We start from the raw sequence: 21,525 nt of genomic DNA on the forward strand, positions 1-21,525 counted from the left end.
TCGCGACAATGCGGAAATGGCTTTCAACAGTGGCAGGCATTTCATTGGCGATCGCAATCGGTCCGATGCCGTCGTCGGCCGCGGAGTATCTGCTTGGACCGCAGGACAAGGTCAGGCTCAAAGTCTATGAATGGCGCGCCTCACGCGACGTCATTTTCGAGTGGACTGCCCTCAACGACAGCTTCGTGATTGCTGCCGACGGCACACTCTTCTTGCCCTTTATCGGACAGATACGAGCGCAGGGCACCGCTCCCGGGGATCTTGCCCGCTCGATAGCCGATCGCCTCATGCAGCGCATGGGTCTTGGCCGCCAGCCAGATGTGGCCGTGGAGATTGCCCAATACAGGCCGTTCTATATCGTAGGCAACGTCAAGCAACCTGGCGAATTTCCATACAGACCTGGCCTTACCGTACTGCAGGCCCTGGGCATCGCCGGCGGATTGCCGATACGCGAGGATAACATGTCCCGGTTGGAGCGAGAGGTCATCTCTGGCCGGGGCGATATCGGTCTCCTTGCCCTGAGCAATGTCAACCTGATTGCGCGCAGGGCACGATTGCAGTCGGAGCAGGCCGGCAATGACAGCGTGGCTTTCCCTTCCGAACTGACCGACAGGGCATCGAACGAGACCGTTGCACTGGCAATGGAGCAGGAGCGCAGGATATTCACCATTCGAAGGGATGCGCTCGCAACCCAGCTCCGTTCGCTGCGCGAACTCAAGGATTTCCTGGAGAAGGAACTGACCTCGCTCGAGCAGCAGCTGACCTTCCATAGCAAACAGATCGAACTCATCCAAAAGGAACTCGCAGGAGTCTCAAGCCTCGTGCAAAAAGGCCTTGCGGTTGCACCACGTGAATTTGCCCTCGAGGGGGCCGTCGCCCGGATGCAGAGCGATCGGCTGGCGGCTGAGACATCGATGCTGCGGGTCAGGCAGGAGATGAGCAAGACCGACATCGAGATCCTCAACCTCGGCAACCAGCGTTCCAGCGAGATCGCCGAGAGCTTGCGTGAAACGCAGCAGCAGCTCAACGAAGTCACCAACAAATCCGATACCGCGGTGCAACTGCTGCAGGAGACACAGGTTTCAGCCCCGGCTCTGCTGGCCCTCAGTCAAAGCGCTCAAAGGGCCGAACCGATTTTCAAGATTGTGCGGCCGAAAGACAACGGCACGGAAGAGCTTGCCGCCGACGAGACAACCCTTGTCGAGCCGGGCGATACCGTGAAGGTCGAAATTCCGCTGCCGAAGTCGGGGCTGGATAGCTTGCTCCCGGCAGATGCAAGCATTCGGGCGGAGACGAGCACGGTTCGGAATACGAACTGATCTGATCCATACTGGGTCAAATCGCTGCAACACTCGATGTTCCCAGAGCATTCAGGCGTGGTGATCCGACAGCCATGGTCGGAAGACGCCGGCTCGACGAAGTTGGCGTCTGTATCTCGAGCTGCATTCACAAGCACTGTCTCCTGCGCTTGCCTTGCCCTTCGAGGCCGCATATCAGTTGGCGCACTCTAGGCTTGGCGGAATCCTCCGCCGCGGCAGCCGATTGATTTGCGGGTATCACTGGAGATATCGGTGTTAACGGGCATACTTGCCGTATCGGTGGCAGGCGTACTCTTGGGCCTACGCTTCAAGGCCGCAGCACTGCTGGCGGCGACTGCACTGCTTCTTGTCGGTATCTTGGCCTGGAACAGCCTGGGATTTCCGGGCCATCTCACTGTGGGCAAGTCGCTGATCCTGATGTTTTTCTCGGCCGGCGGCTATCTGGTTGGCCTGGCCTTGTCGCTGCGTCGTCGTCGAAACGACGAGTGATGTCACCGGTGTTCAGGAAGCCCTGTCGACCCGCAGAACTGCTACGATGGTCCTGAGCAAGATAACGAGATCAAGCCAGATCGACCAGTTCCGCACATACTGGCTATCCAGCGCGACGCGGTTTTCGTAGTCCATGCTGCTTCTTCCACTCACCTGCCAAAGGCCCGTGAGTCCTGGCCTCGTTCCGAGGTACTCAGCCTGGTGCTCGCCATAGCGCTGGAGTTCGTCCATGACGACTGGTCTTGGGCCTACGCAGCTCATGTCACCGCGCAGTATGTTGATGAGTTGAGGGAGCTCGTCCAGGCTCGACTTGCGCAGCATTCGTCCGAAGAACGTAACACGAGGGTCGTTTCTGATCTTCTGGGTCTCTACCCACTCCTGGCGGGCCTCGGGGTTTGCATCGAGGTATGTCTTCAGAACTTCGTCTGAATTCCTGACCATCGAGCGAAATTTATAGCAATCGAACGGCTTGCCACCGAAGCCAACTCGGCTATGCGAGAATATTGCCGGACCTCCGGCCGTAATCTTGATCAGCAAGCCCACGAGGATCATGACAGGCGCAGCCAAAACGAGCGCTGGGCAGGCAATTACGATATCCATGATCCGTTTGAGGATGCCCCCGATGGGAGGATTCGTAGCTCCCGTGTCGATGACACTCGATGGATCATTCAGCGCTGCTCCTGCACTGGCGTAGTGTTGCGGACCGACGATGTGCACGATCACCTTGTTCTCGATCGCTGCCGGCACAACGGGCTGATCCCAGATCGCATCCCTCCGTTGATAGTGCTGCTCAAGGGCGTGTGTCATGTGACGGTCGCCGTTTTCCGATGTTTAGCCTCAGCAGTCTTCCAAGGACGGCTCCCCTCGGCAAGAAATGCAAAGGAGGTAGCGCCGTACCCCCCGGGTTACCCCCTACTCGACGTATGACTGCCCTGTGTGCATCGGCGACTACCGAAAACGCCGAACCTTGCCGAAGCCACCGGCGCTTGGACGTCGTGACGCGTGCTTTTGCGAGAAGCACGCCAAGGATCGGCGTCCTGGAGGCCTGCAATGTCCTGACGAGTTCCTGCAGGGTGTCAGTGTGCGTCTTTCCCCACTCCGCAATGATCACGACGCCATCGAGAACGGATCCAACGATCAGGTCATCGGCCCCGGATTCGAGTGTCGGCAGATCAACGATGATTTTGTCGTAGGCTGCCACTTCGTCGGTATTCAGTTCGGAGAGGAGTGCTTGCATGTTCTTTGGCACGAGTAGATTTCTCGCATCCACCATCGAACTTGAAAGCACATCGAACCGCCCCGGGGCGCGAATGATCTTGAGCCGAACAGGACCCTTCCCCTCCTTGCCCAGCATGCCCGGATGGTCCGATAGCCATGTTGTGATTGTCGATCTCCCGAGATCGGCATCTATGACCAGCGTCTTGAGCCCGGACATTGCGTAAAGCGTGGCGAGATTGGTTGCCACGCTGCTCTTCTGGCTGTTGTTTGAGACCGCAGTCAGTCCGAGGAACCTCACCGGGTGGTTCGTTTCAGCAAGACTGATTTCGGTTCGCGCTTTCCTCAGGCTCTGGCTGTATCGTGACCAAGGATGCCTGGCCACCTCGTTGAGGTCTTCACATTCCTGCCTGTTGCCCGCAGGCGGCAATTCACCGACGCACTCAATTCCCAGATTGTCACGGATGTGACGGGGCGACCGTATGGTCCAGTCGAGCGAATGCCGCACGAATGAGAGGCCGATGCCGAGAATGAGGCCTGCGACGGCCGCGAAAGCCAACACCAGCTTAGGCCTTGGAGCACTTGGAGAAAGTGGCGCTGTCGCCGCCGTGATCACGCGCGCATCTGCTACCGGATAAGACTGCTGGCTTACCGAATTCGTATAGGCCTGCAGGAAACTCTCATACATTTTCCGATAGGTATCTGCCGTCACCTCGAGCTCTTCGAGGGTCGGCTCCGCATTCACGCTGGCATTGCCGTCCTGACCAACGCTGTAGTCATGCCGGGAACGGAACTCCTGGGCCTTCGCCATCGCCTCGTTCATCTGGGTGCGCAGCTGTTGCAGTCGTTGTTCCAGCCAGGCTCCGCCTTCCCTTGCTGCGTCGGCTTTGGTTTCGACCTGTTCGTGAACGAAGGCGTCGGTGGTCGCATTCACAATCCGTGCGGCGCCTTCGGGATCGCCCGAAGTGAAGGATATTTCGATTGCGTAGGAGACACCGACCCTCCGCACATCGAGGCCGTTGCGAAAGATCAACATGGTGAGGCGTGACTTCTGGTAGTCGGTCAGTTTCGCGAACGCCTCTGAGGCCCAGGTGCTTTTCTGAAGTCCCAGCGCCTCAGCTATCTTGTCCCTTATTTTCCTGAGCCTCTCGATCAAAATCGGTGCTCTGGGGCGATTGAAATTCGTGTTTTCAATCAGTTTCAGCCGATCGATGACCATCGAGGCAATCTTTTCAGACTGCATCACCGCAATCTGACTTTCGATTTGAGCGGTATCCAGCGAGAGATTTACTTCCGCACCCTCCTGCAGATGTTGTGGCAGTCTCGGCTCGATCAAGATCTGGGCGCTGGCTGTAAAAACCGGATCCGTGGTTAAATTGTAAAACCAGGCAACCAGGAATGCAGCGACAAGACAGGCCGTGATCGTTCTGACGTAATGTCTCAGAAATCCGGTTATGTCCGACAGGCCAATGAAGTCCTGCCCGGTATTGACCTGCTGATTGGTTGCCAAAGGCCACTGGCTGGCGAACAAGCGGTTCATCTAGCGTCTCCGGTGGACACGAAGGAATATCCTTCGTGCACTCAAGCCTGGCACAGGCGTGCGCGCAGGCCTGACACAGGAGTTCCATGGCGTCCGACCGATGTTCTCGTGTGTGCCCAGGGCCCCCGCGATCCTAAGCTTTTGCGAGAAAGACTATCCCGGCACGGAGGAAGGTAAACGCCTCCAATCGGCGTAGGCCTACCCTTCTCCTCTCCCTGTTTTGCACGATCTTCCGGGAGAGGACGGCACCATCACACTCTCGTGGAGAAGCCTACGATCAGCCATTTTCAGAATGGAGAATGCTGCCGTAGCCCCGGATCGGAATATTCCTTCACGATGGCCTGGCAGCCATACCCTGACGAGACATCCTTTCGATCATCGACAGGCATCACCTATTGGATGAAGTGGCCCGAACGGGGGGTAAGGCTACCCGAATTCATGAAGGGGCCCGGGCCGGACAGCATGCTAGAAATATTGCCGCAATATCGGAGCGGTAGTCGTGACCCTGAAGATAGTCGACCAGGCCAAGCCGAATACTTTCGCGTTCGAGAACAATGCTCTCATCAAAGCCACTGGCTTCCGTGAATATGATGCGCGCTGGTGGTTCGGCCACCCAAACTCGGAAAAAGAACCTGAACTCAATTTGATGGGTGCCCAGGCCCTGGGCATGGGTCTTGGCACGCTGATTCGCCGCATGGGCGTAGGACCGGAGATCGTCACCGGTCACGACTTTCGCAGCTATTCCATGTCCATCAAGATGGCGTTGACCTCAGGACTGATGGCTGCTGGCGCGCATATCAAGGACATCGGCCTGGCGCTTTCCCCGACCGCCTATTTCGCCCAATTCGCACTCGATGCTCCGTCTGTCGCCATGGTCACGGCCTCTCACAACGAGAACGGCTGGACCGGCGTGAAGATGGGTGCGCAACGACCTCTCACGTTCGGGCCTGATCAGATGACCGCCCTGAAGGCACTCGTGCTAAACGGCGACTTCGACCTGGTCGGTGGCGGAAGCTATCAATTCGTACCCGACTTTCGCGAGAAGTACATTGAAGATCTGGTCATCGGAAAGCACATCCGCCGAAAGCTGCGCGTCGTTGTCGCCTGCGGCAACGGCACAGCCGGCGCGTTTGCGCCGCAGGTGCTGAATAGCATTGGCTGCGTCGTGATCCCGCTCGACGTGGAACTCGACCACTCGTTTCCGCACTACAACCCCAATCCGGAAGACATGGAGATGCTGCACGCAATTCGCGATGCCGTTCTGGAAACCGGTGCTGATCTGGGCCTGGGGTTCGACGGCGACGGCGACCGCTGTGGCGTGGTCGACAATGAAGGCAACGAGATCTTCGCCGACAAGGTTGGTGTCATGCTGGCGCGAGACATTTCCAGCCAGCACGCACAATGCACCTTTGTCGTTGATGTGAAATCAACCGGGCTTTTCGCGACCGATCCTGTACTCGCGCAAAACGGCGCAAGCACAGACTATTGGAAAACGGGGCATTCCTATATCAAGCGGCGGGTTGCCGAGCTTGATGCAATCGCCGGTTTCGAGAAGTCGGGGCACTTCTTCTTCAACCCACCGATCGGGCGTGGTTATGACGATGGCCTCGTCACGGCCATCGCCGTCTGCGAAATGCTCGACCGAAATCCAGGAAAGACGCTGGCCGAGCTCTACCGCGCCCTGCCCGTCACCTTCGGCACCCCTACGATGTCTCCCCATTGCCCCGACGAAGTCAAATACGGCGTCGTCGACAAGGTCGTGGGTGACTTCATGAAAATGAAAGGGGACGGAGCCGAGTTCGCAGGTCAGCCAATGGCTGATCTGGTCACCGTCAACGGGGTGCGCGTGGTGGCCCAGGACGGCACCTGGGGTCTGGTCAGGGCATCATCGAACAAGCCTGAAATTGTCGTCGTCGTCGAGAGCCCTGTCTCGTCGGAACGACGCCGACAGATGTTCGAGGCACTCGACGCCGTCCTGCGCCGCAATCCAGAGGTCGGAGCCTACAACCAGACATTCTGAGGGGGAAGCTGAAGCATGCCGCACCGGATCATCAGTTTTGTCATGAGCGGGGGCGTCGGGTCACGACTGTGGCCGCTCTCGCGTGAAGACAATCCCAAACAATTCCATGATCTCTCCGGGGATGGCTCGATGCTTGCGAAGACGGTCCGGCGCCTCAAGGCGTGGCCGAATGGCGAGACGCCTATCTACCTCATCGCCTCTGAAAAACACGCCGAACGCGTCATCTCGGACATCAGTCCGCTCGGCCTGAATGGCGGAAAGCCGATCTTCGAACCCTCGGGCCGCAACACGGCAGCGGCAGTCGCCATTGCCACGTTGCAGACCATCTCTGAACACGAAAGCGATGCCCTTGTCCTCGTGGTGCCGTCGGACCATGAGATTTCAAGCGAAGCGCAGTTCTGGGAAACAGTCGAAGCGGGCATACCCGCAGCCGACGCGGGAAGCATTGTGGTGTTTGGCATCACGCCCACTCATGCGGAAACGGGATATGGGTACATCGAGGTTGCTGCCAATGGTGACGGTGCGGCCGTAGTCTCGCGCTTTGTCGAAAAGCCGAACATCGAGACGGCCCAGGCGTATTTGTCGTCAGGGCGATTCTACTGGAATGCGGGTATCTTCCTTTTTCGCGCCGAAACGATGCGCGCAGCGTTGCTGGAGTTTCAGCCGCAGATCTGGGAAACCGCTGAACGGGCCTACAGAACCGCGAGGGTCGACGTCTCGGGTGTCTACCTGCCCCAGGGGTTCTATTCTACGGTCCCCTCGACGTCGATCGACTATGCCGTCATGGAGCATGCGCACAGCATCGCGATGGTGACGGCCGCGTTCCGTTGGAATGACCTTGGCTCGTGGCAGTCATTGCTTGAAGCCAGCCCGACGGACAACAACGGCAACGTTGTGATGGGCGATGTCGTTGCCATGAACTGCGGCGATTCCTACCTGAGAAGCCAGGGCAGGCTGCTGACCGTCATCGGAATGAAGGATGTCGCCGTGGTGGCAACACCGGATGCGATATTCGTCGCTCCCGTCAGCTATAGCCAGAACGTCAAGAAAGTCGTCGAGCAGTTGGAAAAGAGTGGTCGCCTCGAGACGAAACTCACGGCGTCGGAAGACCGGATTGTCGTCAGCGGCTCATGGCGCAAGCGCGTCGAGCACTGGCTTTTCCAGGAGACACTGCCGCTGTGGTCCACTGCGGGCGTCGACAACGTATATGGTGGGTTTCACGAGGCCCTCGGTTTCGATGCAAGGCCGTTGGGCAAGCCCAAGCGGATGCGGACGATGGCTCGTCAGATTTATGCCTTCGCCGTGGCCAAGGAACGTGGCTGGAGCGGACCAGCCGACAGCCTCATCGATCACGGTATCAGCTTCATTGCACAACACGGCCGGACCGACCGCGGCAGTTGGGTGCGCACGCTGAACGTAGATGGCAGTGTGGCTGACCCGGCGGAGGACGCATATGACCATTCCTGCGTACTCCTGGCGCTTGCTCATGCCCATCGATGTGGTCACCAGGGCGCATTGCAGCTAACACAGGAGACATTCAACTTCATCGACTCCTACCTTGAAGACGGCTGCCTGAATGGTTTCCTCGATACCCCCGGCGGGAACGGAGTGCGGTCGTCCAATCCACACATGCACCTGCTTGAGGCCTTCCTTGCCTGGTATGGCGTGACCGGCGATCGCACTTACCTTCGTCGGGCGGCCCGCATCATCGATCTCTTCCGCTGCCATTTCTTTGACCAAGACAGCTGGACACTCGGCGAGTTTTTCGACGCCGACTGGCTTCCGATCCCCGGAGAGAAAGGCCAGTGGACCGAACCGGGGCATCACTTCGAATGGGCCTCGCTCCTCGTCGATTTTGCACGAGCAAGCGGGCAGAAAGACCTGTCTGCGTATGCAAGGAAGCTCTATTCGTCGGCCGTCGCCAGCGGATTGAACCGAGCTACCGGTCTCGCCTACGCAGCCGTGTCGCGACAGGGAATGCCCTTCGACAGGCTTTCACGCAGTTGGCCGCAATGCGAAGCGATCAAGGCGGCAATCGCCTTGGACAACATCGGTGGACCCGATCTGAAGCCTGAGATCGAAGCACGCGTCGCGCGCCTCTTCAGATGGCATATCGATCCGGCTCCGCTCGGGCTCTGGGTAGACAGGATTGACGAGCGCGGCCGGCCGCTGGCCACTGAGGTTCCTGCCAGCATATTCTACCATCTGGTGACTGCCTTGATGCAGTATCTCGACAAGACCGAAGGACAGATCGAAGCGTTCCCGCTTCCGTTGCATGAAGAGGACAGATCTGGCCTCAAACACAGTTACGGCTGAAGAAACCGGTTCCCTGTCCGAGCAGTCGCGCACCAATGCGCGGCACTTGCTTTCTCAAAACGCTACTGTCTTTTCGAAACGGCCCAGGATGAACCCATCGACCGTAGCTTGGCGGTCGACTTCTACTAATGGCGTAATACCTTTGTGTCTTTGTCGTGATAGTAAACTGCAGTATCCTTTGGGCGAGACTCAAAGAGCGAATTTCAAAGAAGAAAGTCAGTCAACCTGGCGCAAGCCAGATTGCATGGCTTTCTCCAAAACGAGGCTGCAGATATTTTTCCAACGAATATTAGAAGTTGCTTAAGAAGGCATCATTTTAATTTGCGCAATGCCGCCGAGCATATTTGTGTGCATGACGAACTCGTAAAAGGCGTACAGTTAGTTCGTATGGGCGGGCAGTACGGATGACTTATGCTTCACGTTCGCTTTTGAGATGGGACGCGTCCCAGTCGTCCCTCGTTGGATTTGGCGCTGGCGATGCGGCGTTTATGAGAACGTTAGGGTTCACCTCGAAGCGATATCCAGCCAACGCAATCATCTTCAGTCAGGGCGACGACAACGATCGCCTCTACATCGTCGAGTCGGGCTGGGGTTGCATTTCGCACCAGCTGGCAACCGGACAGCGCCAGATACTGGATTTTGCCCTGACGGGCGATGTCATCCTGCCCCAGTCGCATGAGGGCGGCGTTCTTGAAACCTTTTTGGCGCAGACTGAACTTTCATTATCGACCGCATCGACCAAGACGTTCACGGTTGCGGCCATGAAATCACCGGATCTCTTCTCTTTCCTGGTTGAAGCCCTTGCGCACAACGGTGCGGTGATCGCTCAACATCTCGCCAACATAGGGCGACGCGGCGCCCTGGAACGGACGGCCTATCTGCTGCTCGAACTGACGGCACGCCTGCAGAGAGTGGGCTCAGTCGTTGACAACAGCTTTGAATGCCCGCTGACCCAGTATGACCTCGCTGACGCGCTTGGGCTTACCCCGATCCACGTCAACCGTATGCTGCGAGAACTGCGGGAACGCAAGTTTCTTGAATTTCGACAGGGCTATGTCCGCCTGCTCGATCATGCAGGCCTGATGAAGTTCGCAGGATTCGAAGGCGAATACATAGAGACCTGAGCATCGGGGTCCCCAGAGCTCTTGGGGCTCCTAACTGCCTTGCGGATCTCCGCCGACGAGAACCTGGTAAATCCGCACGACCGCATTGGAACCTTGGTTGTTCCATTGCTTCCTCGTCACCTCAGAACATCCTGCAGTGCTGATCTGGAATTTTCCTGGGCAACTGGGCGGATCGATGCGCCAAGGCTGGCTGGAAGCCTGAAAGCATCCGGCGAGGGTGACATGTCCGCTGACCGAAAGCGGTATCCGCATCGTCGACCACCCCCAATATACTGATACGCCCAACTCGCCGGCCCACATTAGGACAAGGTGAGCGACCGGCTTGCTCGTGATACGACAATCTCAGCTTCTGGCGCACCGAGGTGGGACTTTCGTTCAGCTGAGGACCCTGACATGATTCCGATCATCAAGCCCACGATGGATGAAGCCGAGGCCGAGGCGGCACGGCGTGTCATCCTGTCCGGCTGGGTCACACAAGGCCCCGAAATCGCAGCCTTCGAGGCGGAGTTCGCCACCTTTACCGGTGCACCGCACGCCGTGGCCGTCTCGAACTGCACAACGGCCCTGCATTTGGCCCTGCTGGCTGCCGGAGTGAAGCCCGGAGACGAAGTGGTCACGGTCAGCCACTCCTATATAGCCACAGCCAATTCGGTGACTTATTGCGGCGCGATCCCGGTTTTCGTCGACATCGATCCAGCCACATACAATATCAACCCGACCTTGATCGAGCAGGCGCTTACGGCCAAGACCAGGGCGATCCTGGTCGTTCACCAGATGGGCCTGCCTTGCGACATGGCTTCGGTACTCGACATCGCCAAGGCCAAGGGCCTGCCCGTCATCGAGGACGCAGCCTGTGCCAGCGGCAGCGAGATCCTCTGGCGCGGCCAGTGGGAGAAGATCGGCAAGGTGCACGGCGACGTGGCGTGCTTCTCCTTTCATCCGCGCAAGATCATGAGCACCGGCGACGGCGGCATGCTGACCACCAGGCATGCCGACTGGGCCGCCAAATTCAAGCTGCTGCGCCAGCACGGCATGAGCGTGCCCGACACGATCCGCCATGGCTCGGCCCAGGTGATCTTCGAGACGCATCCGGTTGTCGGCTACAATTATCGGATGACCGACATTCAGGCTGCTGTCGGCCGAGAGCAGCTCAAGCGCCTGCCCGGCATTGTTGTCCGCCGCCGTGCACTGGCCGCCCGCTACGCCGAATTGCTTGGCGAGGCACAATGGCTGAGCCTGGTGCGCGAACCGTCCTACGCGCGCACCAACTGGCAGAGCTTCTGTGTCCGGCTGCCGGCTGTTGCCGACCAACGCACTGTGATGCAAGCTATGCTGGATGCCGGCGTCGCCACCCGGCGCGGTATCATGTGCGCCCACCGCGAGGACGTCTATGCCTCTCATCCCCTGCGCACGCCGTTGCCAGAGTCGGAGGCAGCTCAGGATCATGCCATCGTCCTTCCGCTCTATCCCCAGATGACCGATGAGGATCAACAGAAGGTTGCCTCGACCCTGATCAACGCCACTCGGCCCAAAATCCAAGGCGCAAGACGCCAGCTGCGGGATTCACGGCCAGACATGGCGGCGGTCTCGCACTGGGGCCAGTCCTAGCGAAAGTGAGCGATTGAAATGGCGAGCGTTCGGCGCGCGGTGGTCGCAGTCTATTTCGACAAATACGCCACCCTCATCCTCAATTTCATTACGCTTTACGTTTCATCGCGGCTTTTGACACCCAACGAAATTGGCGCAGCCTTCCTAGGCGCCAGCCTCGTCGCACTCGCCGAGGGTCTGCGCGACTTCGGCGTCACCAACTACATCGTCAACGCCGAAAAGCTCACCAAGGAGGAGATACGCACCTCCTTCACCATGATGCTGATGGTCGCCATCGTCCTCACGGCCGCCTTCTTCGCAACTGCGGGCCTCTACGCCGACTTCGCTCACGAACCGCGTCTGGAGAGCTTCGTCCGCACCATGGCTTTTGGCTATCTGTTTTCGAGCATAGGTTCGCCGATCGTCGCCCTGCTTCGACGCGATCTGAGGTTCTGGGATATCGCAGCCATCAACCTGGGCGCGGCCCTGGTCGGCAACATTACGACCACCGGCCTGGTGATGATGGGCGTCGGCTATATGAGCTTCGCCTGGGGTTCGCTGAGCTATCCGCTCTCCACCTTCGTCTTCGCCATCCTCATACGCCCCGACCTGTCCATTTTCCGGATCGAATTCACCAAATGGCGCGAGATTCTGGCCTTCGGCGGCCTCAATACCGCGACCGGCCTTCTGACCTCCCTCGGTGCCGTCATTCCGACATTCATGCTGGGTCGGGCCAGCGGCAGCACGGATGTCGGCCTCTACAGCCGAGGCCAACAGGTCACGGAAATGCCCAGCCGGCTGGTCACATCGGCCATCTCTGCGGTCGCCCTGCCGGGATTTGCTGCCCATGCGCGCACAGGTCGTCCCCTCAAAGCCCCCTATCTGAAGGCTGCGGCCAGCCTGACCGCCTTCCACTGGCCAGGTCTGGCAATGGTCGTCCTGTTCGCCTACCCCTTGGTGCGCACCATGCTGGGACCGCAATGGGATACCACAATCCCGCTGGTGCAGGTGATGGCGGCAGCCACCATGCTCTACTTCCCGGTCCCCTTGATGTTCCCGGCCCTGGTGGCCGCCGGCGGTATCCGCGACACGGCCAAGGCCTGGATCATCTCCCTGCCGATCACCAGTCTGATCATGGTCCTGGCGGCCCAGCATGGCCCCCTGGTTCTCGCACTTTCGATCTTCGTCACCACACCGATCCAGGTGGGCGTTGGCCTCTGGTTCCTGATGCGTCGGCTGAATCTGAGCGTTGGCGAATATCTGCGCGCGCTGGCGCCCAGCGCCGTTGCAACCCTGGCCACAACGCTGGGCCCGCTCGTCATCATCGGGCTGAACGGCTTCGACATGGAGATATCGGTCCTGCAGGCATTCCTGGGCGGCGTGCTTGGCGGAGTGTTCTGGTTCCTGGCCATGGGCTGGACCCGTCATCCTTTCGCGGCCGAACTGGCCTATCTGCTGGGCAGGGCCCAAGCCCTGGCGCCTGCTTGGCTGCGCCCTGCGCTCACATCCATCCGGCACTTCCTTGGCGAAGCCACAGAACAGGGACAGGCGCCTGTGCCGGCCGACGCGCACAGCGAAATCGATCCCGCCGGTCGTCGGGATGGCGTGCAATCCGTCTGGTCCGCGATCAAAGGACGATCCGGCCGCCTCTTCGACCGTCTCGATGGCCGGCAAGAAAGGATCGGTGATGAGCCACTCTGACGCCATACACGCCGCCGGGGTGAATCCCGCCGGCTCGGGCTTCGAGCGTGTGCTGGGCCATGTCGCCGCGCCCGCGGTGATCTCTGCGGCCCGTATCGTCACCCGCTTGACGACGCGCGGTGTCCGCGTTGCCTGGTTCGATGCCTGGAACTCGACCCTCGACCAGGCTCTCGACGATCTGCCGGCCATTCCTGGCTGCGACCGCGACCTCTATCGTGAGCTCACGCAGCCCACGAGCATCCGGAAACGCCACGCCCTGGCGACAGAAAACGGTCGGCCGACCGCGCTCATCTCCCTGCGCCGCCGCCGCCGATACTGGGAGCCCGTTGCCTATCAATCGCTTTCCGGCGTGATCGCGCCGGCATCCTCTCCAGCCGCCCTGGGTCGGGCGCTGCATGCCCTGGGCGTCGAGGTGCGGATAGAGGCAGGGTTAGACAAGAGCGTGATGGAGCTCAATCCACGATCCTACTGGTCGCCGGACAACCACCGCGTCGACCTGCAGGGCGACTATGAGGCGCGCTGGAGCCGCAATCACCGCAGCAATGTGCGCAGGGCCCGCAAACGCTGCGACGATTTCATGCGGCTTCGCATCGACAACGTGGATGACCTGGAGTGGTGCTGCGCCCAGTGGGTGCGCATGTGGGAGGGCACCGACGCCGAGGAGATAGTCGCCGCCGAGGATCGCCGGCGATTCTGGCGCGCTTTCATGAAAAGGCACGGCGCGGACAGTCCGATCCAGTTCCATACCTTGCATCTGCTCGACGGCGATCGGCGCACGGCCGGCATCGTCCTGATGTGCAAGGACGGCATTGCGCTTGGCCAATGCATCGTCCGCGATCCCGACTACGACCGCTTTTGGGTCGGTGTCCGCATGATGGAGGCCTCGATCCAATGGGCGGCGAGCGCCGGGCACCATCATTTCGATCTCGGCTCAGGGCAAGGCTACAAGCGGAGTTGGGGTGAGCCCACGGCCGGGCGTTATGGCGCGATCTTTCGCCCACGCGCCGTCAGCGCGCTTTATCGGTTCGGACTCCTATGACTCCGATGCGTGAAACTGTTCGACATATGGAGCATCGGCTCGGGTATTGATCCATGGTAACGATAGATCGGAATGCGATTTTCACCACCCAGCCCGCCAAGGCGGTTGCCCGGCCGGGGGGAGATCGTATCGCCGGCTTTGACGGCGTGCGCGCGATCGCCGTCCTGATGGTCTTCATCAGCCACAAGACGACCCTGCCGCATCACGATTCCTATGGCTCTGTCGGCGTCTGGCTCTTTTTCGTGCTCAGCGGCATGCTCATCTCATCGATCCTTTCGGAGATGCGCGGAAAGGTCGAGGCCGGGACCCAGTCGAGCTGGCGGTCGATGGGTGACTTCTATCTGCGCCGCAGCCTGCGTATCTTCCCGCTTTATTATGCCTGTCTCGGCGTTTTTGCGCTGGGGTCGCTGTTCACCTCATTCGTCGGCTTCTCACGCATGGAGGCGACGATCTACGCCTTCTACGGCACCAACATCTATATCCAGATGACGCCGACTGCGGACCACGGCCATTTCGGTCACCTCTGGTCGCTGTCGGCAGAGGAACAATTCTACCTGCTCTTCGCGCCGATCCTGTTGTTCAACCCGCGTAGATACCTGGCTCGGATCTGCATCGGCTTCATGTTCGCCGGTGCGGCCATGCTGGCCTGGCTGGTGTTGGTGAAGACTCACCCGAACGCCATCCATGTCGATCCTCTGATCGCCTTCGGCATGCTTAGCGTCGGCGGCTTCGTCGCCTCATTGAAAAACCTCAAGCCGCCCGCGTGGCTGGTAAGTGCGCAGGCTCAGGCGACGGCTGGCCTGGCGCTGATCGCGATCCCGCTGGTCTTCGGATACTTCCGAGATTCATGGAATGTCTGGGGACCGCTGACCTGCACGGTTGCCGGCCTGTTCCTGTTCCAGATCGCCCGTAACCAGCAGACCCCGGTCGTGGCTTTCCTCAACCTCTGGCCGCTGCGCTCGCTCGGCCGGGTGAGCTATGCCTTCTATATCCTGCACCAGTTTGTGCATTTCTACGACATCCAGGCGGTGTTCCATAAGCTGCATATCGACATCGATCCACCACCGATCGTGCAGTTTTCCGTCGAGCTCCTCATCACCATCGCGCTGGCGACGCTCTCCTGGCATTTTTTGGAGCGGCCGTTCCTGCAACTGGCCGCCAGATTGACTGCGCGGGAAGGTGCCGAGGCCAGCAGCGCGGCCGCCGTCCTGTCCCCGGGGCAGCACACGGTCGCGCGATAGGCGGGCGGAGCCAGGGCCGATGCGACTCGACGACGAACGCCGCATCAAGGGTTTCGACGGGCTCCGCGCGATCGCTTTCATCTTCGTATTCATCAGCCACAAGGTTCATCAGGGGAGTTACGGATCCCTCGGCGGCGACGGGGTCATGCTGTTCTTCGCGCTCAGCGGCCTGCTGATCACCCGTATCCTGGCTCGCACGCGAGCGGCGATCGAAGCAGGCGAAACGACGACGCGGGCCGGTCTGGGAATATTCTATCTTCGGCGCTCAGCCAGAATATTCCCCATCTATTACGCAACGATCGGCTTCTTCCTGATTGCCTCGCTGTTCGTTCACTTCGATGGCTTCGGAGGCGGCGCGCCCTTGGCCATGTTGCTCTACGCCACAAACATCTATGTGTTCACGACCGACCACTGGGTGGGCCATTTCAACCACTTCTGGACCCTGGCGATCGAAGAGCAATTCTATCTGTTGTTTGCACCCTTGCTGCTGTTCGTCCCCAGCAAGGGTGCAAGACACATTTGCGTTGCCTTCGTGGTTCTGGGCCTCGTCACTCAGGTGGGCTTCGAATGGGCCGGACTATCACCCAAGATCATCGGTCTGAATCCCATGACCGGCTTTGGTTATCTCGCCCTAGGCGGCCTGGTAGGACTGAACCTCGACCGGCGAGGGCCGGCATGGCTGGTTTCCACGCCAGCCCAGGCCATCGCGGCGCTCGCCCTTCTCATCATGCCCCTCACTGTCCTGAAGGACGAGATTGTGTGGCGCTTCTATGCACCGGCAGTCGCGGCTACCGCTGCGCTTCTGGTCCTCCAGATCTCGGAGAACCAGGGCACGCGCTTCGTCGCCTTTCTGGAGACCTGGCCCCTGCGCAGCCTGGGGCGCATCAGCTACGGCTGCTACATCTTCCACGAGTTCGTGCATTTCTACGATATCGAAGCGGCAGCCCGGAAATTTGGCGTCCCGTTCGGAACGCCGGATTGGATCCCGGCCCCCATCGAGTTTGCCGTGACAGTCGGCCTCGCAACCATATCCTGGCGTTTCCTCGAACGACCGATCATGGCCTGGGCTCACCAGGCAACACGGAAAGCGGCGCCGGCCACGGCGTGAGCCCCCTTCACCCTGCCGGAGCGAACAGCTTCCGCAGCAGGCCAAGATTGTGGTTCAGACGCAAGTAATATTCATGCTCGGGCCGATCACGCATCTGGAGCACGGCCAGCATTGGGGTGGCGATGAGCATCTTGATCGCGCGCGCCGTCTTCTGGCCCGGCGTCTTCAGGCTTCTCAGTTCCACCTCGCCTTCCTTGCGCGCGCGCTCCGTGAGCCATGCGCGCGTCAGACGACCGGCATGGACCTTGTGGTCCACCACGAAGGCATCCGAATACCAGCAGCGGTAGCCGGCCCCAATCAGGTCGGTCATCATCTGGGCTTCTTCCCCGCTGGCCAGGTTCGAGCCGACCCGGCCGGCCGCGACGTCGAACCCGCCCTGTGCTGCCAGCACACTCCGGCGAAACAGCATGTTGGCGCCAACGCCGATGGGATGATCGGTCGTGTCCCGGAAGCCGCGCTCATCGACCACGGACAGCAACAGGCGCGCGCGTGGCCCAAGCCGGCTCGGTGGCATTTCAAGGCTGCCGGCGTCGTCGGGCCAGTATGGGATCACCCGGCCGGCCAGGATGGCAGTCCGGGCATCGCACCGGGCGACACAATTGATCGCCGCCTCGACCCAGCCGGAGCGCGCTACAGCATCATCGTCCAACAGTGCGATCCATTCACCCGCAGCGGCCTCGAACCCTGCGTTGCGGGCCTTGGCGACGCCGGGTTCATCGAGCCGTATGAAGCGCAATCCCGCGCGCGCTTTCAGGGTCTCCAGCACCGCGGCGTGCGCCGGTGCCGAAGCGCTGTCGATGACGATGACTTCCACTGGCCGACCGACACATTGCGGCAGCAAGGCATCGACGTTCTCCAGGACGTCGTGGCTGCGGTTGTGCGTCGCGATGACAATGCTGATGATGATTGGAACATCGGCACCGGGCTTCGGGGTGTTCTGGACGTCCTGCATGCCGATCTGATCCTTGAGCTCCACGCCTGTTCAGTTCAGCTCCGCCCCTCGGCAACCAGCGGTCGCGCACCCAGGCCGATCGACCATAAGAACGCTGCACGCAATGGGGTCGGCATCACGAGCTGTCTTACCGCCCGGAACGGAAACACCAGCAGCGCATGACGCACGGCAAACCGTACGCCCTTCGCATCCCCCTTGACGGCCCGCTCCACCGCTGCATCGGCGAAATAGGTGTAGAACCCCAGGAGCGCGGCGAAATAGGAATGCAACCACGCCTTTGGCGAGCGCCACTTGCGCCAGACGGGCATGGCGTGCCGCATGAATACCTTGCGCGTATAAGGAATCCGGCTCAGCACCAAGGCATCGTAGGATCCCGGCGGTCGCTGGCGAAACAAGACGCAAGGCACAGCGACATGCTCCACATGCCCGCCACCCGCGACACGCAGCTGCCAGTCCCAGTCCTGGTCGGCCAGCAGGGTCTCGTCAAAATAACCATAGGCGTCGCGTACCCCGATACGAGCCATCGTGGCGCCGATCTGCGGGAAATAGCCGTCCAGCATCATCTTCAGATGGTCGCCGTCGGGGCGCACCGCATCAGGGATGGGGGACGCGATCGGCAGCAGATCAGGATCGGTCATCACCACCTGACCGAAGATCGACTCGATCTGTGGGTGACTGTCGAAGAGCTGCAGGTGCGGCCGTACATGCTGCTCGGTCCAGACGTCATCGTCATCCAGGAAGGCCAGGAACTCTCCCGTCGCCGCACGCATCGCCGCGTTGCGCGCAGCGCCCGCGCCCGCTGTCGCCACGATGAGATGCCGCGCGCCGTGGGCCTGCGTCACAGTGCTGGTGGCATCATGGTTGGAGCCGTTGTCGCCTACCAGAATCTCGAACGTCAGGTCCGAGCCCTCTAGCGCTCGGATGCTCTCCAGCGCTTGGTCCAGGAGCTGTGGTCTATCTCGGGTCGGAACGACGACCGAAACGATGCGCGCCTGTTTCATCCCCACTCCTCCCAGCGATCAAAAACGCCCGACAAGGCCGCTGAAAACACCCGCATGTTGTCGAAGCGTGTGATGAAGGTTCTCGCGATGGTGCCAGCCGAACGCGTTTCCTCGGCCTGGGCATAGACCAGTTCATAGCCTGCTGCCTTGGCCTCCCGCATGGCGACCGGCGTCCAGTTGGCCGACTGGCCGAGCGGGATTGCGAACGACGTCGGCACAAAACCGAGCCGGGCGTCGATCATGGCGCGCGAGCGATGCAGTTCCTCACGGGCGGCGGGGGCATCCAGCTGTCCAAAATCAGGATGGGTCGCGGAGTGGCTGCCGATTTCGACGCCGGCGGCGGCCAGGCGCTCCAGATCGCGCCAGCCCAGAATCTCGTCAGTGCCCCAGGGCGAGGCGCCTTCGCTCCAGTCGGTGACCACGAAGAGGGTCCACGGCGCCGCAAAATCCTTCAGGATCGGCGCAGCCTCGGTCATCACGCTGCGCAGGCCGTCGTCGAATGTGATGGCAAGGTCCGTCGGGTCGCCCCCCGTCCGCGCAATCTTCGAGGCTGGGACGAACCGATAACCCCGCGCCGCGGCCCACTCCAGTTGCCGACGAAACAGCTTCGGCGGCACGTCGTTGTGCTTCATCAGCGGCTGGCCGACAGAGTGGTAAGCCAGGATCCGGCCTCCCGAACGGCGCATGCGTCGGCCAAGGACGGACATACCCTCGCGTTCGAGGACCATGCGTGGGCCGACCAGATGACGCCTTTCGACACCGAACGCTCGGACCGCCCGCTTCAGAAACTTCGTTGCTCCCCCAAGCGTGCCCACTTTCGCCTCTGTTCTTCTATCAGCCTCGAACGGCAGGCCGCATACCGGCCATAACGTTCGGACCCAGCGGGCAACAATATCGAACCCGAGGCGCTCATGGCCTTATCCCTTCGAACGGAATTGCTCATCAGAAGTAGGGCTCTCAATCAAAAGTATGATCGCGACGGCTGCCCGAACCGGCAGCCACTTCATGCTTGGGTAGTATTGGCAGTATTGGATGAGTTGATGTGGTCGCGGCCGAAGATCGATCACTTTTTTTCAGGCGCAGTAGACGCGATAAGAGACGCGCCAGCGGGTGGGACCTTACTGTTGGAACCTCACCTCCATAGCCGGCTTATGCGCCGGGGCAGCCATTCGGGCAGCAGGTTGCGGGCAGCATCGCGAGGCCCGTCGAAGCTCCTGGTCCGCGCCAGGCGCCGCCATACCCTTAACCGTTCCGCCAGCGACATCAGGCGCAGGGAACGCTTCAGGATCGCCTCGACGTTGTCGAACTCGCCGAACACCTCGTTGAGCAGAATGTCGGGATAGCCTTCATAGAACTCCTCGTCGGCGGGAATTCTCTTCTCGCGCAGCGGTGTGACTGGCCGGACTGCCAGGGCCCTGGTGTAGAGCGCCTCCAGGCTTTCGAGCCAATTCGGCGTGGTGTGCAGCCGCTTTACGTTGGCGGCTGTCTCATCGCCCCGCCAACGCAGGGCCCTGGGATCGGCCAGCCAGTCCGACAGGATGCGGTTGTAGTCCGCCATCGAGGTGGCGAAGCCAATGGTCGGCGCCAATCCAGGCATATCGGTGCTCATGACGTTGGCATCCGACGGATAGGGAAACAGCGTCACGCAGGGGGCGCCCAGCCCGCCAGCTTCCAGCATCGAGGTAATCGATACGAAAGGGTAGGAGTCGAGATAGACGTCCGCTGCTTCGAAGGCGAGCGATGGATCGGGCGTCTCCGGCAGCCCCATGATCCGCCCGCCGGTCGCCGCTATGGCCTCCTGCCAGTCGGCCGGCTCACCCGGACCTACGACCAGCAACCGTGCATCGGGGTGTGCCAAGAGCGCCTCGACATGCATGTGGGCGAACGAAACCCCGCCCAAGGTGCGGTACTTCACACCGCGGGCCACGGAAACCAGAAGCGGGCCGCCGGCCGGAAGGCCGAGCTTCTGCCGTGCCTCGGCTCGACCGTGCCTGCGCATCGGCGGATCGATCTGGATCGGCAGGATAACATGCCGCTCCGCCGGCACCCCACGCCGTTCCACCACCAGCCGCTCGCCCGACACGCGCGAACTGGCGATCAGGTCACACACGGAGAGCCCCACCCAGAAGGCATGGTCTGCATGGTTGACCAACACCACAGGCGGTCGATTGCGCTCGTCTGCAAAGGCTATGCCCGGCGTCGGGTCCTCGTTGCTGACATGCAGCACGACAAGGTCGAAATCGAGCGACAACTTCCGGAGCGTCCTGGCCCATTCTACGGGTCCGCCGCGCGTTGCGCCGATCAGGTGGATGTGGCCACCACGCGCCTCCACGGCCTGGCGCACCGAAAGCGGCGGCGCGCCTGGATGACGCAACAAGGCCAGGGAATGATGCCGTCCCTCATCGGCGGCGATCCAGCGGCGCATCATCCGCGTCAAGCCACCGACCTCGTTCAGAACAGTGGCCACATGCAGCACACGGTCGATCTTCGTTCGCGCCGGTCGGGTAGCTTCGACCTTCGCGGCGAGAGCCCGTCGCGCGATCTCGGTCAATATCTGCTCAAGCGGGTCGGACCGATAAAAGCCGCAGTGTCGCTTCCGTGCAAGCGTGACCGCCGCCTCCACATAGGCTGCGGCGGAGTTGAGGTCGTCAGCTTCCAGGCAGCGCTCGGCCTCCCTCCGAAAGCTTTGAAACTCTTCGTAGTTGCGGCGCATGCGCGCCACCTCTGGCTCGGAGCGCTCGTTCTCAGATTGCATCGTCCCCCCGTGCTCCCACGGTCGCAGCCTGCCTATACTTGTTATCCCGACTGGCCAAAGCTTGCCAAGCGACAAGGCAGGTTACATAAAAATCGTCACCGACCGACAGACAGCTCCG

General features: G+C 60.7%; 16 protein-coding genes. 10 read left to right on the forward strand and 6 right to left on the reverse strand.

Annotated elements, in window-relative coordinates; translation table 11 throughout:
- Positions 1 to 8: 8 nt before the first annotated feature.
- Complete coding sequence (locus AC3WTO_RS19350; RefSeq protein ID WP_492558431.1) at positions 9 to 1,319, forward strand: polysaccharide biosynthesis/export family protein; 1,311 nt, start codon at positions 9 to 11, stop codon at positions 1,317 to 1,319.
- Between the two features lie 252 nt (positions 1,320 to 1,571).
- Positions 1,572 to 1,808, forward strand: coding sequence for a hypothetical protein (locus tag AC3WTO_RS19355; protein ID WP_492462524.1), 237 nt, complete (start codon positions 1,572 to 1,574; stop codon positions 1,806 to 1,808).
- Positions 1,809 to 1,820: 12 nt separating this feature from the next.
- On the opposite strand, the gene AC3WTO_RS19360 is transcribed toward AC3WTO_RS19355, so the two are convergent.
- Both AC3WTO_RS19360 and AC3WTO_RS19365 read right to left on the reverse strand, forming a co-directional pair.
- Entirely contained in the window at positions 1,821 to 2,615 is a 795-nt protein-coding gene (locus tag AC3WTO_RS19360; RefSeq protein ID WP_492462525.1) for a sugar transferase, read from the reverse strand.
- A complete protein-coding gene (locus AC3WTO_RS19365) occupies positions 2,599 to 4,563 on the reverse strand; it encodes a GumC family protein (RefSeq protein WP_492462526.1) in 1,965 nt (654 codons plus the stop codon). Before AC3WTO_RS19365 ends, AC3WTO_RS19360 begins: the two co-directional genes overlap by 17 nt.
- Before the next feature lie 499 nt (positions 4,564 to 5,062).
- Here AC3WTO_RS19365 and AC3WTO_RS19370 point away from each other — a divergent pair, with 499 nt between their 5' ends.
- The 8 genes from AC3WTO_RS19370 to AC3WTO_RS19405 all read left to right on the forward strand — a co-directional run bounded on the left by AC3WTO_RS19370 (position 5,063) and on the right by AC3WTO_RS19405 (position 16,699).
- Entirely contained in the window at positions 5,063 to 6,583 is a 1,521-nt protein-coding gene (locus tag AC3WTO_RS19370) for a phosphomannomutase/phosphoglucomutase (protein ID WP_492462527.1), read from the forward strand.
- Between the two features lie 15 nt (positions 6,584 to 6,598).
- Complete coding sequence (locus AC3WTO_RS19375; RefSeq protein WP_492462528.1) at positions 6,599 to 8,899, forward strand: mannose-1-phosphate guanylyltransferase/mannose-6-phosphate isomerase; 2,301 nt, start codon at positions 6,599 to 6,601, stop codon at positions 8,897 to 8,899.
- A 404-nt stretch (positions 8,900 to 9,303) separates the two neighbouring features.
- Positions 9,304 to 10,023 carry a Crp/Fnr family transcriptional regulator gene (locus tag AC3WTO_RS19380; protein WP_492462529.1) on the forward strand — a complete coding sequence of 240 codons (720 nt, stop codon included), beginning with the start codon at positions 9,304 to 9,306 and terminating at the stop codon, positions 10,021 to 10,023.
- Between the two features lie 393 nt (positions 10,024 to 10,416).
- Complete coding sequence (locus AC3WTO_RS19385) at positions 10,417 to 11,631, forward strand: DegT/DnrJ/EryC1/StrS family aminotransferase (protein ID WP_492462530.1); 1,215 nt, start codon at positions 10,417 to 10,419, stop codon at positions 11,629 to 11,631.
- 18 nt (positions 11,632 to 11,649) lie between these two features.
- Positions 11,650 to 13,311 carry a lipopolysaccharide biosynthesis protein gene (locus AC3WTO_RS19390; RefSeq protein WP_492462531.1) on the forward strand — a complete coding sequence of 554 codons (1,662 nt, stop codon included), beginning with the start codon at positions 11,650 to 11,652 and terminating at the stop codon, positions 13,309 to 13,311.
- Entirely contained in the window at positions 13,274 to 14,350 is a 1,077-nt protein-coding gene (locus tag AC3WTO_RS19395; RefSeq protein ID WP_492462532.1) for a GNAT family N-acetyltransferase, read from the forward strand. Before AC3WTO_RS19390 ends, AC3WTO_RS19395 begins: the two co-directional genes overlap by 38 nt.
- A 53-nt stretch (positions 14,351 to 14,403) precedes the next feature.
- A complete protein-coding gene (locus tag AC3WTO_RS19400; RefSeq protein ID WP_492462533.1) occupies positions 14,404 to 15,591 on the forward strand; it encodes an acyltransferase family protein in 1,188 nt (395 codons plus the stop codon).
- Between the two features lie 19 nt (positions 15,592 to 15,610).
- Positions 15,611 to 16,699: an acyltransferase family protein gene (locus AC3WTO_RS19405; RefSeq protein WP_492462534.1), complete on the forward strand. Its 1,089-nt coding sequence runs from the start codon at positions 15,611 to 15,613 to the stop codon at positions 16,697 to 16,699.
- Between the two features lie 7 nt (positions 16,700 to 16,706).
- On the opposite strand, the gene AC3WTO_RS19410 is transcribed toward AC3WTO_RS19405, so the two are convergent.
- The 4 genes from AC3WTO_RS19410 to AC3WTO_RS19425 form a co-directional block, all read right to left on the reverse strand.
- A complete protein-coding gene (locus tag AC3WTO_RS19410) occupies positions 16,707 to 17,651 on the reverse strand; it encodes a glycosyltransferase family 2 protein (RefSeq protein ID WP_492462535.1) in 945 nt (314 codons plus the stop codon).
- A gap of 35 nt (positions 17,652 to 17,686) precedes the next feature.
- Complete coding sequence (locus AC3WTO_RS19415; protein ID WP_492462536.1) at positions 17,687 to 18,652, reverse strand: glycosyltransferase; 966 nt, start codon at positions 18,650 to 18,652, stop codon at positions 17,687 to 17,689.
- Complete coding sequence (locus AC3WTO_RS19420) at positions 18,649 to 19,338, reverse strand: polysaccharide deacetylase family protein (RefSeq protein ID WP_492462537.1); 690 nt, start codon at positions 19,336 to 19,338, stop codon at positions 18,649 to 18,651. The genes AC3WTO_RS19415 and AC3WTO_RS19420 overlap by 4 nt, the downstream gene beginning before the upstream one ends.
- A 446-nt stretch (positions 19,339 to 19,784) precedes the next feature.
- Positions 19,785 to 21,407, reverse strand: a complete 1,623-nt coding sequence (locus tag AC3WTO_RS19425) for a glycosyltransferase family protein (protein ID WP_492462538.1) — start codon at positions 21,405 to 21,407, stop codon at positions 19,785 to 19,787.
- Positions 21,408 to 21,525 lie beyond the last annotated feature (118 nt).

This window comes from Mesorhizobium sp. EU05-FHT14A09, assembly GCF_058790995.1.

Coding starts and splice junctions, on each gene's coding strand:
- AC3WTO_RS19360 (WP_492462525.1), bottom strand. CDS start 2,615: ATGACACACGCCCTTGAGCAGCACTATCAACGGAGGGATGCGATCTGG.
- AC3WTO_RS19380 (WP_492462529.1), top strand. CDS start 9,304: ATGACTTATGCTTCACGTTCGCTTTTGAGATGGGACGCGTCCCAGTCG.
- AC3WTO_RS19425 (WP_492462538.1), bottom strand. CDS start 21,407: ATGCAATCTGAGAACGAGCGCTCCGAGCCAGAGGTGGCGCGCATGCGC.
- AC3WTO_RS19415 (WP_492462536.1), bottom strand. CDS start 18,652: ATGAAACAGGCGCGCATCGTTTCGGTCGTCGTTCCGACCCGAGATAGA.
- AC3WTO_RS19385 (WP_492462530.1), top strand. CDS start 10,417: ATGATTCCGATCATCAAGCCCACGATGGATGAAGCCGAGGCCGAGGCG.
- AC3WTO_RS19350 (WP_492558431.1), top strand. CDS start 9: ATGCGGAAATGGCTTTCAACAGTGGCAGGCATTTCATTGGCGATCGCA.
- AC3WTO_RS19400 (WP_492462533.1), top strand. CDS start 14,404: ATGGTAACGATAGATCGGAATGCGATTTTCACCACCCAGCCCGCCAAG.
- AC3WTO_RS19405 (WP_492462534.1), top strand. CDS start 15,611: ATGCGACTCGACGACGAACGCCGCATCAAGGGTTTCGACGGGCTCCGC.
- AC3WTO_RS19390 (WP_492462531.1), top strand. CDS start 11,650: ATGGCGAGCGTTCGGCGCGCGGTGGTCGCAGTCTATTTCGACAAATAC.
- AC3WTO_RS19375 (WP_492462528.1), top strand. CDS start 6,599: ATGCCGCACCGGATCATCAGTTTTGTCATGAGCGGGGGCGTCGGGTCA.
- AC3WTO_RS19365 (WP_492462526.1), bottom strand. CDS start 4,563: ATGAACCGCTTGTTCGCCAGCCAGTGGCCTTTGGCAACCAATCAGCAG.
- AC3WTO_RS19395 (WP_492462532.1), top strand. CDS start 13,274: ATGGCCGGCAAGAAAGGATCGGTGATGAGCCACTCTGACGCCATACAC.
- AC3WTO_RS19410 (WP_492462535.1), bottom strand. CDS start 17,651: ATGCAGGACGTCCAGAACACCCCGAAGCCCGGTGCCGATGTTCCAATC.
- AC3WTO_RS19420 (WP_492462537.1), bottom strand. CDS start 19,338: ATGCGCCGTTCGGGAGGCCGGATCCTGGCTTACCACTCTGTCGGCCAG.